The sequence below is a fragment of the Streptomyces sp. AM8-1-1 genome (genome assembly GCF_032229325.1).
In the GTDB taxonomy this organism is placed as follows: domain Bacteria; phylum Actinomycetota; class Actinomycetes; order Streptomycetales; family Streptomycetaceae; genus Streptomyces; species Streptomyces achmelvichensis.
In genome coordinates this window covers 8,076,944-8,089,226 of the sequence record NZ_CP135086.1, presented here as the reverse complement: position 1 = coordinate 8,089,226, position 12,283 = coordinate 8,076,944, and the positions used below count along the sequence as shown (strand labels likewise).

The 12,283-nt window shown below is 68.9% G+C and carries 11 protein-coding genes and 1 pseudogene; 6 read left to right on the top strand and 6 right to left on the bottom strand.

Going from position 1 to position 12,283, the window contains the following annotated elements:
* Window positions 1-376: 376 nt before the first annotated feature.
* The gene (locus RPQ07_RS35995) at window positions 377-1,072 is read left to right on the top strand and encodes a type 1 glutamine amidotransferase domain-containing protein (RefSeq protein WP_313948469.1); all 696 of its coding nucleotides are present in this window, start codon (window positions 377-379) and stop codon (window positions 1,070-1,072) included.
* A 312-nt stretch (window positions 1,073-1,384) separates the two neighbouring features.
* Here RPQ07_RS35995 and RPQ07_RS35990 read toward each other — a convergent pair whose 3' ends face one another.
* Complete coding sequence (locus tag RPQ07_RS35990) at window positions 1,385-1,930, bottom strand: pyridoxamine 5'-phosphate oxidase family protein (RefSeq protein ID WP_313948468.1); 546 nt, start codon at window positions 1,928-1,930, stop codon at window positions 1,385-1,387.
* 271 nt (window positions 1,931-2,201) lie between these two features.
* Between RPQ07_RS35990 and RPQ07_RS35985 the strand changes: the two genes are divergently transcribed.
* Window positions 2,202-3,434 (top strand): PP2C family protein-serine/threonine phosphatase, encoded by a 1,233-nt coding sequence (locus RPQ07_RS35985; RefSeq protein WP_313948467.1) that lies wholly within the window; start codon window positions 2,202-2,204, stop codon window positions 3,432-3,434.
* Between the two features lie 98 nt (window positions 3,435-3,532).
* Here the strand turns inward: RPQ07_RS35985 and RPQ07_RS35980 are convergent, their stop codons facing one another.
* From RPQ07_RS35980 to RPQ07_RS35970, 3 genes are all read right to left on the bottom strand, one after another.
* On the bottom strand, window positions 3,533-4,021 hold the full coding sequence (locus RPQ07_RS35980) for a peroxiredoxin (protein WP_313948466.1): 489 nt from the start codon (window positions 4,019-4,021) through the stop codon (window positions 3,533-3,535).
* Window positions 4,022-5,008: 987 nt separating this feature from the next.
* On the bottom strand, window positions 5,009-5,329 hold the full coding sequence (locus tag RPQ07_RS35975) for a GYD domain-containing protein (protein WP_313948465.1): 321 nt from the start codon (window positions 5,327-5,329) through the stop codon (window positions 5,009-5,011).
* A 398-nt stretch (window positions 5,330-5,727) separates the two neighbouring features.
* A complete protein-coding gene (locus RPQ07_RS35970; RefSeq protein ID WP_313948464.1) occupies window positions 5,728-6,255 on the bottom strand; it encodes a GNAT family protein in 528 nt (175 codons plus the stop codon).
* Between the two features lie 466 nt (window positions 6,256-6,721).
* Between RPQ07_RS35970 and RPQ07_RS35965 the strand changes: the two genes are divergently transcribed.
* Window positions 6,722-7,516 carry a hypothetical protein gene (locus RPQ07_RS35965; RefSeq protein WP_313948463.1) on the top strand — a complete coding sequence of 265 codons (795 nt, stop codon included), beginning with the start codon at window positions 6,722-6,724 and terminating at the stop codon, window positions 7,514-7,516.
* Window positions 7,509-7,886: pseudogene (locus RPQ07_RS35960) on the top strand (GntR family transcriptional regulator); the annotation flags it as partial. The gene RPQ07_RS35965 and the pseudogene RPQ07_RS35960, both read left to right, overlap by 8 nt.
* A gap of 195 nt (window positions 7,887-8,081) precedes the next feature.
* On the opposite strand, the gene RPQ07_RS35955 reads toward RPQ07_RS35960, so the two are convergent.
* Window positions 8,082-8,927, bottom strand: coding sequence for an SMP-30/gluconolactonase/LRE family protein (locus tag RPQ07_RS35955; protein WP_313948461.1), 846 nt, complete (start codon window positions 8,925-8,927; stop codon window positions 8,082-8,084).
* A complete protein-coding gene (locus tag RPQ07_RS35950; protein ID WP_313948460.1) occupies window positions 8,924-9,700 on the bottom strand; it encodes an IclR family transcriptional regulator in 777 nt (258 codons plus the stop codon). The genes RPQ07_RS35955 and RPQ07_RS35950 overlap by 4 nt, the downstream gene beginning before the upstream one ends.
* 241 nt (window positions 9,701-9,941) lie before the next feature.
* On the opposite strand from RPQ07_RS35950, the gene RPQ07_RS35945 reads away from it, so the two are divergent.
* Entirely contained in the window at window positions 9,942-11,096 is a 1,155-nt protein-coding gene (locus tag RPQ07_RS35945; RefSeq protein ID WP_313948459.1) for a mandelate racemase/muconate lactonizing enzyme family protein, read from the top strand.
* Between the two features lie 185 nt (window positions 11,097-11,281).
* Window positions 11,282-12,181, top strand: coding sequence for a zinc-dependent alcohol dehydrogenase (locus RPQ07_RS35940; protein WP_413777809.1), 900 nt, complete (start codon window positions 11,282-11,284; stop codon window positions 12,179-12,181).
* Window positions 12,182-12,283 lie beyond the last annotated feature (102 nt).

The following is a 12,283-nucleotide window of genomic DNA, read 5'->3' as shown; positions in this document are numbered from 1 at the left end:
CGTCCACCGGAGTTCTCCCGTTCAGCGCACGCGAGTGCCCGACGGACTGACACCGGCGCAAAGCACTCGCCGACCGAGCAATCACCGCCGCACTGCTCAGATCACTGACCGCCGCTGGGAAAGGATGGCTGCACCATAGCCAGTTGACATGTCGTCAGCAGAACCTTTGAGTGTCGCTGTCCAGCCAGACCCCCGCGCGATCGGGCGCCGCGGCGTGGTCCGGCAGCGCAGTTGATCAGCAGCCCTCTCCCTCTCGGGCGCCTCGCCCGGCCGTGCCGTGCAGCAGCCACCGGGGGACCACATGCGTCTGGCCGGGCGGACACCTAGGCTAAAAGGATGCATTTGCGACAAACGTAATCGAGGAGGCGCATGTGTGATGGCGAAGATCTTGTTCATCGTGAGTGGGGCGACGTACTGGGTACTCAAGGACGGCACGCGGTACGCAACCGGTTACTGGGCCGAGGAGTTCGCCAACCCCTACAAGGCCGTCACGGATGCCGGCCACGAGGTCGTGGTTGCGACACCGGGCGGAACGACCCCGAACGTCGACATGATGAGCCTGCGCCCATCGATGGCAGGCGGTGAGCAGGGAGCCCTGGACCTGGAAGCCATCATTCGCGACGCCGAGGTGATGCGCCGCCCGATCAAACTGTCGGACGTACGCCTCGAGGACTACGACGCGGTCTACCTGCCGGGCGGTCATGGCCCGATGTCGGACCTCGCCTTCGACGCGGACGCCGGCCGGCTGCTGACAGCCCAACTCGCCTCGGGCAACCCGCTCTTCATCGTGTGCCACGCTCCCGCCGCGCTGCTGTCCACCAGGATCCACGGTGTGTCGCCCTTCAAGGGCTACAAGGCCACGGGCTTCACCAACGAAGAGGAAGAGGGTGTCGGACTGGCTTCCAGGGCGCCTTGGCTGCTGGAGACGGAGCTGAAGGAGAAGGTCGGCGTCGAGTACAGCCGCGGACCGATCTGGGAGCCGTACATGGTCGAAGACCGCAACCTGGTCACCGGGCAGAACCCCCACTCCGCAGCGATTCTGGCGGAGCGAATGCTGAAGATCCTCGCCTGACAGACACGGCTGGATCTGCACAGTTCCGTCCGATCCCCCCGCAAGCGGGTACCGCAGGCCCGGCGTTTCCATTTCCATGATCTCCGGGAGGACTCTGACCGCACCCGCTGAGGCGAAGGCGAAGCGCACCTGACATTTCTGCGGGCGCACCAGGCCGCATCCACCACCCGCGACGACTCGGCGAGAGGATGGCGCACGGCCGTGTGCGGCACCTGGCACACAGCCTGGTCCGCCGATCGAATCATGATCGTCCGTGGTGTCGTGCGCGCGCTCAGGTGAGGCCGCTCGGCGGCGGCATGGCGCGCAGACCCGCTAGAACGTGTAGCGGGTGTGGCTGAATACCTGGCCATCGTGCCCGAAGCTGTACGCCGTGCCGGGTGTCACCGCAAACAGCAGGTCGTTGCCCGTGCGGATGCTGTCGCCGTGGCCGTAGAAGATCCCCTCCGGTGAGGTGATGCGGTCTCCGTACTGCGCCTCGAACGCGGCGATGACCTCGTCCCGCCGCGCCGGCTCCGTGACCCGCTCCGCCGTGCCCTCGATCACGATGTCGAGGCCTTCGGCGAATGAGTTCTGCCCTGTGGTGAGGGCGCAGTGGTCATTGCCGGCCAGGTTCTTCGCCTTCTGCTCGCCGGGCCCGACGCTGAAATACAGCGCCCCGTCGTGCCAGGCGGCGATCAGCGGAGTGACGTGCAACCGGCCGTCCGGCCGGACCGTGGTGAGCCAGAAGATCTCGGCAGCTTGCAGCCGGCGCTGGGCCTCGCTCCAGTCGGTCGCCTTGACGTCCTCCGTACCGGGGCGCGGGTTGAGCGCTGAGCTGTAGCGGGCGTCGAGCTCGGTCTTCGGCTGCTTCGGCGTCATGCGGAACTCCTTCCCTCGTCCTGTGACAAAGGCTACGCAGCCCAGCCGCGCGGCGCTCGGCCCGGCTTCCTGCAGAGATCACCGGGCACGAGGACACTGTGGAGCGGCGCCGCTGTCCGGGCAGTCCGCCCAGGTCAGCTCCGGTCCGCCATGGTCCGGCAAGGGGCCGAACGGACCACACCGGTACATTCCAGCGCTCCGCAGTACACAGGGCGTGGCATCGTGGAAGCCAAGATCTGACAGGTTGGCCGGGCGTGCGGGCAGGTGGATCGTGAACGGACCCGTCATCGACTTCCAGGCCGTTTTCCAGGCCCTGCCGGGCGCGGTCGCACTGCTGACGCCGGACCTGGTGTACGCGGACGTCAACGAGGCGTACCTGTCCATGTCCGGTCGCACCCGTGACCAGCTCATCGGCCGCTACGTCTTCGATGTCTTCCCCGACAACCCCGGCGACCCGGACGCCACGGGTGTGCGCAATCTGCATGCCTCACTGCGGCGCGTGGCTGCCACCGGTGAGCGCGACACCATGGCCCTGCAGCGCTACGACGTGGCGGACTCCGAGCAGCCCGGCGTATGGCAGGAGCGGTACTGGAGTCCCGTCAACGTCCCCGTCCTCGCGCGGGACGGCACCGTGACACTGATCGTGCACCGGGTCGAGGAAGTCACCGAACTCATCAAAGCCCGCGGCAACCGCGGTGGCGGCGACCGCACCCAAGTCCTCGAGGCCGAGCTCTACACCCGCGCCCGGGAGCTGCAGGAACTCAACAAACGCCTGCGCCAGGCCCATGCCCGCGAACGCGAGGTCGCCCTCCACCTCCAGCAGTCGATGCTGCCCGCGCCGCGCCCCCTGGGCCACCACCGAGCAGCCGTCCGCTATCGGCCCGCCACGGGAGCCTTGAACGTGTGCGGCGACTGGTACGACCTCGTGGACCTGCCCGAGACAGGCCGTACGGCCGTCGCCGTCGGAGACGTCGTCGGCCACGGCCTGCGGGCGGCAGGCGTCATGGGCCAGCTCCGCAGCGCCCTGTCCGCTGCCTCCCGCGTCGCCGGTGGCCCGGCCGAAGCCCTGGAGGTCCTCGGCCTGTACGCCCGATACGTCGACGGCGCCGAATCCACTACCGCCGCATCCGTCTTCATCGACTGGGCCGGCCGCACCCTCACCTACAGCAGCGCCGGCCATCCCCCACCGGCGGTGTGCGACCCCCAGGGCACCGTCACCTTCCTCGACCAGGCCACCGATCCCCCGCTCGGAGCCCGGCCCGAACACGTCCCCAGACCCCAGGCCCATGCCGCGTTCGCCGACGGCTCCGCACTCGTCCTCTACACCGACGGCCTCGTCGAACGCCGCCAGGAAGACATCGGCACCGGCCTCGAGCGCCTTGCCGACTCCCTCGCCCGTCACCGCACCGCCGACCCCGACAGGCTCAGCGACGCCCTCTTGGCCGACCTGATCCCTCCGGCCGGCCTCACCGATGACACCGCCTTGATCGTCGTGCGTCTGTGACCGGGAAACTGCGGACCCTAGGACACCCGGCCGGCTCGCCTCGGCACCTGTGACCGCGCCGCGCCCAGGACCGCCCTTGAGCGTGGTGGAGCACATGATCACGCCGCCCAGGCATCGTTCAGTTCCGTGAGGTGCCGTGTGATCGTGTGCCTTTCCTGAAAAGACGTTCCGAGCAGGGAGACGTGTTTCCAGCTGAGGGTGGCGTCGGGCTCGATGAGGAAGACAGAGCGTCGAAGTCCGATCCACGGGGCAGCTATGCCGAACCTCCGGGCCACTGTGCGGTCGCTGTCCGACAGCAGTGGCATCCTCAGGCCGTGTTTCCTGGCGAACTCCTCGTGGCTGTCGACGCTCTGTGGGCTGATCGCCCACACCTGCGCCCCGCAGTCGATGAATTCCTCGAGACCGCTGGAGTAGGAACACAACTGCCTCGTGGACACACCACTGTCGTCTGCGGGGTAGAAGGCCAGGACGAGCGGCTGCTCCCGCCTGCGCGACAGTGAGAAGTCCTGCCGCAGGAATGCGTCTCCGACCAGGACGCCGCCCGGCAGGGTGAAGGTCTCGACAGGATCGCCTATTGCAGGAGACACGATGGTCCACTCCCTCGTACGTCAGTAGCCACTGCTGGAACCACCCCTCGAAGGGGCATTGAATGACGCAGGATCCGAACGACCGGCCAGCAGAGCATGCAAGGTGGCGGGCCCACCTCGGTCGATGGTCGTCCTGGTCGTTCTCACAGGGACCATTCGGAGCCGGACGGCGAACGGATGGGTGCATCACTCGGCCGAATAGAGATCATCAGCGGTGGCCCGCCGATTCGGCACAGGAGCCGCAGGTCGGCCGGCGAGGAGCCGGCAGTCGTACGGCTGCCGGTCGCCCGAAAGGGTGACGTTCGGTCGGATCGCCATCCTCGAACGCAGCTGGATCCGGGTCTTGTGAGGTGGCGGGAGGTGCGAGCGGCGCATCCTGCGGCCGGCCGTGGCGGGTGGAGGCAGCCCCAGGCACGGTGCCAGGTATCTCCAGGGGAAAGGTGCCCGGGCAAGAGGGCGCAGGAAACAGCCGGTTCCCTGCGTGCTTTCCGCGGTCCCCCACTTCCCGTCAGCAGCCTGCTGGTGATCAGCGAAACACCGGTTCGGACACCCTGTTGCCTGGCAGCACAGGTGGTGTCCGAACCGGTGTCGTAAAGCGTTCAGCGCGTACCTGGTACACAGTCCCGCACGGCTGAGGCACGGCTCACGCCAACCGGCTGCGGTCTCCTGGGGAAGTCTGAGTCGACGACCGAGCCCGGGTCTACTCGCGGGTTGGATACCGTCGGGCCCGTGATGCCCGAGTGAGCGTTTGCCGGCCGGCCACCGGTCAGAGATTCCCTCACCGCGTCAGCCGCAGCGAGTGGCACGGTGATCGCATCCCACCGGGGCGGAAGGCGACGTTCGGGATTCCTCCACATAGGTTATTCGGAGCGGACGACCCGCTGGATCGCCCGCGCGGGCCACGACTTCCATGCCCCACCCGTCCGACGTCGATGTCCCGGCGTCGTCGGTCCTCTCCGGTGGGAAGGCCCTCGACGTCGCCGGATATCACGCACCGGGGGCGCGAAAGACGACCTGCCGCCGGGCGGCCTCATCGATCTCGTCGACGGTGAGCAGAGGGACGGCCCGGGTGTGGAGGGCTCCGCTGGCCTTGACGGTGAGGCTGACGGCGGCCATGGAGACCGGGTCGGGGAAGTCGAGGATGAGCACGATGTCGTCCTCCCCGAAGGCGAAGTACATGGCTTCGACCTGCCCGCCGAGTCCGGTGACGACCTGCTCGACGGCGGCGCGACGGCCGCTCGCGCCTTCATCGAGCAGCCCCTTGGCGCCCTCGGGCGTGTACGTGGCCTGGATGAGAAACTTTGGCATCGGGATGCTTCCTGCCCATCGCTTGTCAGGTCTGCATGGCCTTCCCGGTATCGCGTCCGCCGCTATCCGCGGTTCGGCGGATTCACTCGTTGGAACCCCAGCCCCTCGGATGGCCAAGGTGGTCGACCGAGCCCCTCGCGACATCTCTGTCATTGACGGCATGGTCGGCATCGTCGGCGAGCGGACGCTCACCGCGCTGCACGAAGTGCAGCAGTCCGACGCGGGCAAGCAAGGCAACCGTGGGGCGGGGAGCGCAGCAGGCCGAAGTCTCGCGCCCCCACGGCGGGAGCGGGGACCTCGTCCGCTGACTCGCCCCCTGGCAGCGGGGAGGGGCGGGCAGTCTGTGACATGCCGCCGACGAAGCGTCTCTGATGATGGGCGCTGACCGCCCCACAGTCTCAGTCGCCGAGTATCCGCTCCCACAGCAGCCCGTCCCGCCAGCTCCCGTCGAGAAAGATCGAGGAGTGCGCGACGCCGTACGGGCTGAAGCCGTTGCGGCGCAGCACCCGCTGCGACGCAAGATTCTCCAGATTCGTGGACGCCTCGGCGCGGTGCAACCCGAGTTCGTCCGTCATGACCTGGAGCACAAGCCCGACGGCGTGCCTGGCGTGCCCTTGGTTCTGGGCGGGGCCGGCGATCCAGTATCCGACGGAGCCGCGGCGCAGGTGCGGCTGCGGCAGGATGCCTCCGACCGTGACCTGCCCGATCACCTGGTCGTCGGCGAGCACCACGCCCGGCCAGACCGTGCCGGCCCGGTATCCGGCCAGCAGGCTGTCGATCCTCTCCGCCTGGCCCTCCGGCGTGAAGAAGTCTGCCGGCTGGGCCGGTTCCCACGGCCGGAAGGCCTCGAAGTCCCGCACGCGATGCCCTGCGATCGGGGCGGCATCGGCGGGCTCGATCAGGCGGATCCTGGTGCTGCTACGCATGGGCTGATCCTCGTCGCGGTGCGTCGGATGAGCCGGACAGCCTATGCGAGGTCCCCGCTCCCGTGCATCGAACGCCCGCCGGAGGATCGAGTCGATCGCGCAGCTCGTGCTCTTGCGAACCATCCCAGATACCGGATGTCGAGCTGCACCGGTGCGGGCTGACGTGAGAAGAAGTCGAGCACCTCGGACGCGCCCGGTCCTCGACCACCAGCCAGGGCCTGGGCAGGTCGTCGCAGTGAGCGAGCACCTCGCCAAGGTGGCCAGTTCGACGAAGCGCTGAAGTCGGCGGCGGGGGTGGCGGCGTGGCGCTGCGAGGCGAGCAGTTACGGGGAGGGAACTCCGGAACTCCCCTGTGCCAGGGCCCGTTTCCCTGTGTGCCGCCTTGTATCGATGGTTTGACACAAGATGGCGGCCAGGGCATCTTGTACCCACTACTTGATACAAAATGATCTGGGGGGATCTCCATATGCTCGACACCGCCCCGCTCCAGTCCCAATTCCTCGACCACGCCGAGCACTACGCCCGCTGGTCCGGGCTGGCCATCGGCCTCGTGATCGCACAGCAGTTGGTCACGATGGAGAGCGGCGACATCACGATGCCCCTCGTGTTCGCCGTCACCGCTTTCGGCCTGTGTGCGGTGGGCGGTGTCCTGCTCGGCGACGCCCTGACCCTGCGTCCCCAGGAAGCGGTACGTACCGCGAGTCTCGCCCCACGCCTGGTCCGACACCAAGTCCCGCCCCGCATGGCGCCCTTGCTTCTCCTCCAGGCGGCATCCCTCGTCACCCTGCTGGTGATCGGTGCGGTCACGGCCTCCTCCGGCCCCGGCCGAACAGGCAGAGCGGGGCGTGTCCTCACCGTCACCTGCGAAGGGATGCCCGCATCCCTCGGTCCCTGGCCCGGCCTGTACTACAGCGGCCCGATGTTCGCCGCCCTCGCGGTCGGAACCCCCGTCTGCGTCTGGGCCTTGCGCCGTATCGCCCACGGCCCGGGTGACGACCAGCAGCGCCGCGACCGCGCGTGGGCGATCACCGGAGCCTGGGGACTGCTGGTGTCGAGCCAGGTGCTTCTCGTCGTACTGATGATCTTCGTCGCACTTACGGAGAAGGCTTGCGCCGGCCCGCTGGGCGTCGCCACCATCGCAGTGATCTGTCCCCTGGGCATGCTGGGCCTGTTCACCTTCTACTGGTCCCTCGTCACCGTCGTGGCACCCCGGGCGGTCGAAGACGAGACAGCCGACGATGGGACTTTCGAGGATGAGTGACCCCGCCGTCCGCGTCGACACCACCAGCCAGGTACCGCCCTACGAACAAGTACGCGCCCAGCTGGCCGCGCTGATCCGCACCGGCCGGCTGGCCGAGGGCGAACGCCTGCCGACCGTGCGCCAGCTCGCCACCGACCTCGGCCTGGCACCGGGCACCGTGGCCCGCGCCTACCGAGAGCTGGAAGCCGCAAAGCTGATCCGCACCCGCCGTGGTGCGGGCACCCGGGTCGCCGCACTCCCGTCCGCGCCGCACGCACACGACGCCGACCAACTCGTCACCCTTGCCCGGGACTTCAGCTCCGCCGCCCGAGCGCTCGGCGCCGACAACGAGGACATCCTGACCGCCGTCCGCGACGCCCTGGACCCCGAGGCCGCCTCCACTTCAGCCACCGCCGACAACGAAGCGGGCGGCCTCAAAACGGCCAAAGCGTCGGCGCACATGCCACGGACGGGACTTCAACCAGCTCAGCGACGCCAAGGAAACGAGCGTCCATTCCGATCATGATCGCGCATGATCGGCCACATGAGTCCGGCCCCAGACCGGACCGCAGGAGCAGCGCGTCCGTCAGCTCCCGAAGGCGACGCCGGGCAGCCCCCCGCCGGCATCCGGCAGCACCAGTAGCGAACCCGACAGCGGGTGCGGGCGGGCGAGGCCGGTGCGAGCCGTGGTGATGTAGAGGTCGCGCAAGCCCGGGCCGCCGAAGGTGCAGGCCGTGGGGCGGCGGACCGGGAGGGCGATGGTGCGGTCGAGGTCGCCGGCCGGAGTGTAGCGGCGGAGCTGGGCGCCGTCCCACAGGGCGACCCATACACAACCGTCGGCGTCGACGGTCAGGCCGTCCGGGAAGCCGGCCCCTTCCTCGATGGTGGCCAAGGGGCGTCGGTCGACGGGGAGTTGCCCGTCGAGCCGGCAGACGTCGATGCGGCGGGTGGGGCTGTCGATGTAATAGACGAGGCTCCCGTCGGGACTCCAGCCGGTGCCATTGCTGACAGACACCGCGGAGAAGAGCTCGGTGGTGGTGCCGTCGGGGGTGACCCGGAAGAGGTTGCCGCCGCCGGTCCGCTCGTCATAGCGCATGGTGCCGGCCCACAGGGAGCCGTCCGGCGCGACGGCCGCATCGTTGCCCCGGCGACCGGGTACGGGGTCGCGTACGAGCCAGGAGAACGCGCCGTCCGCGCCGTACAGCGCCACGCCGTCGCGGAGGTTGACCACCAGGCCACCGTCTTTGCGCGGCTTGGCCGCGCCGACGTGCTGTTCGGTGGCTTGCACCGTGCGGCAGTTGCTGCCCGGCTCGTACGTGTGGATGCGCGAGCCCAGGATGTCCACCCAGATCAGCCGCCCGGTGGCCGGATCCCAGGTGGGGCCCTCGCCCAGTGCAGCCGATTCCCTGACCGCGACCTCGACAGCCGTCACCGGGGGCCGCCGCGATGGCCGAGGCTCGTGGACAGGTCTCCCGCGCCCTTGACCGCCAGCTCGGCAAGTTCGGCTTCGCGCTCCTCCGACCAGCGGATCATGGGGACCGAGATGGAGAGGGCGGCGACGATGCGGCCAGAGCTGTCGCGCACGGGGGCGGCCACGCAGCTCACGTCCGGATTCGACTCCCGGTGTTCGACGGCGATGCCGCGACGGCGGGTCTCGGCGAGGGCGGCGCGCAGTTCGTCGGGATCGGTGATGCTGTTGTGGGTCATCGCGGCCAGTTCGCCCGCTTCCTCGATCCGGGAATTCAGCTCGTCGGTCGGGAGCGCGGCGAGGAGCATCTTGCCGACCGAGGTGCAGTGCGCCGGGAGCCTTCGTCCCGCGGCCGAGACCATCCGGACCGCGTGAGTCGAGTCGACCTTGGCGATGTAGATGACGTCCAGATTCTCGAGGATCGCAACATGCACCGTCTCGTCGCAGGTGCCGGCGACCTCACGGGCCACCCGCTGGCCTTCGGCGGCGAGGTCGAGCTGTTCCGCGTACCGGCTGCCCAGCTGGTAGCTGCGCACCCCGAGGCGGTAACGGCCCGGCTGCCCGGGGACGACAACCAGATAGGAGCGAGCCACCAGCGTCGTGACCAGCTCGTGCACCGTGGTGCGGGGCAGCTGGAGCTTGCGGGTGATGTCCGGCGAGGTGAGCGTTCCTTCGCCGTCCAGGAACAGTTCGAGCACGTCCAGCGCCCTGGTCACCGCGGGGACAAGACGTCCCATGTCCCTCACCCTTCCCTGCTGTTCGAAATTCCGGTCAATGACCGGTATGCCGAACACAGGTTAGGCACAGCCCCGTTCGCCGGGCAATGGTCATGCCCGTTCGCTTGCCGATGATCCTGCGGGCTTGTCCCTTGCGCAGTCCATTGACACTCCCGGGAGGGCTTGTCTACGGTCACGCCAACATTTCGAACGTGTGACGAAATTTCGAACAACCGAGATCCGGACTCGAGGGGCAACTGCCGTGCGCATCACGGGAATCAGTACTCATGTCGTCGGGACGCCCTGGCGCAATCTCACCTACGTTCTCGTGCACACCGACGAGGGCCTCACCGGGGTCGGCGAGACCCGCATGCTCGGCCGGACGGACGCACTGGTCGGCTACCTCCGCGAGGCGGAGGCGAACCACATCGCCGGTTCGGACCCGTTCGCCGTGGAAGATCTCGTGCGTCGCATGAAGTACGGCGACTACGGCCGCGCCGGCGAGATCGTCATGTCCGGTGTCGCGGTTGTCGAGATGGCGTGCTGGGACATCAAGGGCAAGGCCCTCGGCGTACCGGTCTGGCAGCTGCTCGGCGGTCAGGTGACCGACACGGTGAAGGCGTACGCCAACGGCTGGTACACGACCGAGCGGACCCCGGAGGCCTACCACAAGGCGGCCCAGGAGGTCGTGGCGCGCGGCTATCGTGCACTGAAGATCGACCCGTTCGGGACCGGGCACTTCGAGCTGGACCACGAGCAGAGCCTGTACGCCGTGGCGCTGATCGAGGCGGTACGCGACGCCATCGGGCCCGACACCGAGCTGATGCTGGAGATGCACGGGCGGTTCAGCCCCTCGACGGCGGTGCGGCTCGCCCGCGAGCTGGCGCCGTTCAAGCCGGCCTGGCTCGAGGAGCCGGTCCCGCCGGAGAACCTCAAGGCCCTGGAGAAGGTCGCCGCGAAGGTGGACATCCCGGTCGCGACCGGTGAACGGATCCATGACCGGATCGAGTTCCGGGAGCTCTTCGAGTCCCAGGCCGCCGACATCATCCAGCCGGACCTCGGGCACATCGGCGGCATCCTGGAGACCCGCAAGCTGGCGGCGACCGCAGAGACCCACTACATGCTGGTCGCCCCGCACAACGTCGGCGGCTCGGTGCTCACCGCCGCCTCACTCCAACTGGCCGCCTGCACACCGAACTTCAAGATCCTGGAACACTTCAACGACTTCGCGGACGCGGAGATCAAGAAGGTGGTCAAGGGCGCACCCCAGGTCGACCCGGCGACCGGCTGCTTCGAGGTCTCGCACGCCCCTGGGCTCGGCGTCGAGCTGGATGTGGACGCGGCGGCCGAGTTCCCTCAGCAGAAGGCCCGCTTCGACCTGTGGGCCGAGGGCTGGGAGCAGAGGGCACCCCGGTGAGCCGCGCCACGAGCGAAACGACTCTCCTCCCGGCTGGTGGCGACCGCGGGACCGACCGCTCCCCTGACGGGGTCAACCGTTCCCTGGTCATCGAGCGGCCTGGTGAACACCGCCTGATACACGGCGAGTTGCCGGTACCCGGGCCGGGCGATGTCCTGGTTCGGGTCGCAGCCGCCGGCATCTGTATGAGCGACCGCGAGGTCTACGACGGGCACCGTGACGCCGCCTATGTCACCTATCCCGTGACCCCCGGGCACGAGTGGTCCGGGATCCTCGAGGCGGTCGGCGAGGGCGTCAATCCCACACTCGTCGGCCGCAAGACGGTGGCCGAAGGCTTCCGCGCTTGCGCGGTCTGCGCGCGCTGCCGGTGCGGAGAAACGAGCCTGTGCACCGGCGGGTACGCCGAGACCGGATTCACCGAACCGGGCGCGTTCGCCGACTGGATCACCGTGCCCGCACGCCTGCTGCACCTGCTCGACGACGACGCCGATCTACGGGCCGCAGCCCTCCTCGAGCCCGCAGCGGTGATCGCCGCGGCGGTGCGGGCCGGGCGCCCGACCCCGGGTGAGCGGATCGCCGTGGTCGGCGCGGGTACCCTCGGGCTGCTCGCGGTCCAGCTGCTTGCCGCTTGCTCGCCCGCCGAGTTGACCGTGATCGATCCGCGGACCGAACGCGGGGAACAGGCACGGCAGTTCGGTGCGACCGAGGGTCTGTCGCCGGGCGCAGCCGAGGCCGGGGCGCAGGGCCGCTTCGACCTGGTCGTCGAGACCGCGGGGGCGCCCACCACGGCCGCATCGTCCTGCCTCCTGGCACGCCGGGGCGGCCGGGTGGTGCTCACCGGGATGTTCTCACCGGGAGCCACCGGTATCGACCCGGTACATCTCTCGCTGAGTCAACTGGAGATCCGCAGCGTTTTCGGGGCCCCCTCGTCCGCATGGTCCGATGCGGTACGGGCCTTCGGCCTCGGACTGCTCGATCCCGCACCACTGATCACCCACGAGTTCCCGCTCGAGCGGTTCGACGAGGCCATCGCACTCGTCGGCGGCGCCGACCCGAAGACCGGGAAGGTGCTGCTCCGCCCCTGAGCCCGCGCCCAATGCGCCTCGCGAAGGACCGGCCTCAGACCGTACGGCGGTACGCAGCCGCCTGACAGACCGCATCCCGCCGTACGCCCACCAACTCGAACG

Excerpts from the sequence above, each read along its gene's own strand:
- RPQ07_RS35940 (WP_413777809.1), top strand. The coding sequence starts at position 11,282 with ATGAGCGACCGCGAGGTCTACGACGGGCACCGTGACGCCGCCTATGTC.
- RPQ07_RS35950 (WP_313948460.1), bottom strand. The coding sequence starts at position 9,700 with ATGGGACGTCTTGTCCCCGCGGTGACCAGGGCGCTGGACGTGCTCGAA.
- RPQ07_RS35970 (WP_313948464.1), bottom strand. The coding sequence starts at position 6,255 with ATGCGTAGCAGCACCAGGATCCGCCTGATCGAGCCCGCCGATGCCGCC.
- RPQ07_RS35965 (WP_313948463.1), top strand. The coding sequence starts at position 6,722 with ATGCTCGACACCGCCCCGCTCCAGTCCCAATTCCTCGACCACGCCGAG.
- RPQ07_RS35995 (WP_313948469.1), top strand. The coding sequence starts at position 377 with ATGGCGAAGATCTTGTTCATCGTGAGTGGGGCGACGTACTGGGTACTC.
- RPQ07_RS35990 (WP_313948468.1), bottom strand. The coding sequence starts at position 1,930 with ATGACGCCGAAGCAGCCGAAGACCGAGCTCGACGCCCGCTACAGCTCA.
- RPQ07_RS35975 (WP_313948465.1), bottom strand. The coding sequence starts at position 5,329 with ATGCCAAAGTTTCTCATCCAGGCCACGTACACGCCCGAGGGCGCCAAG.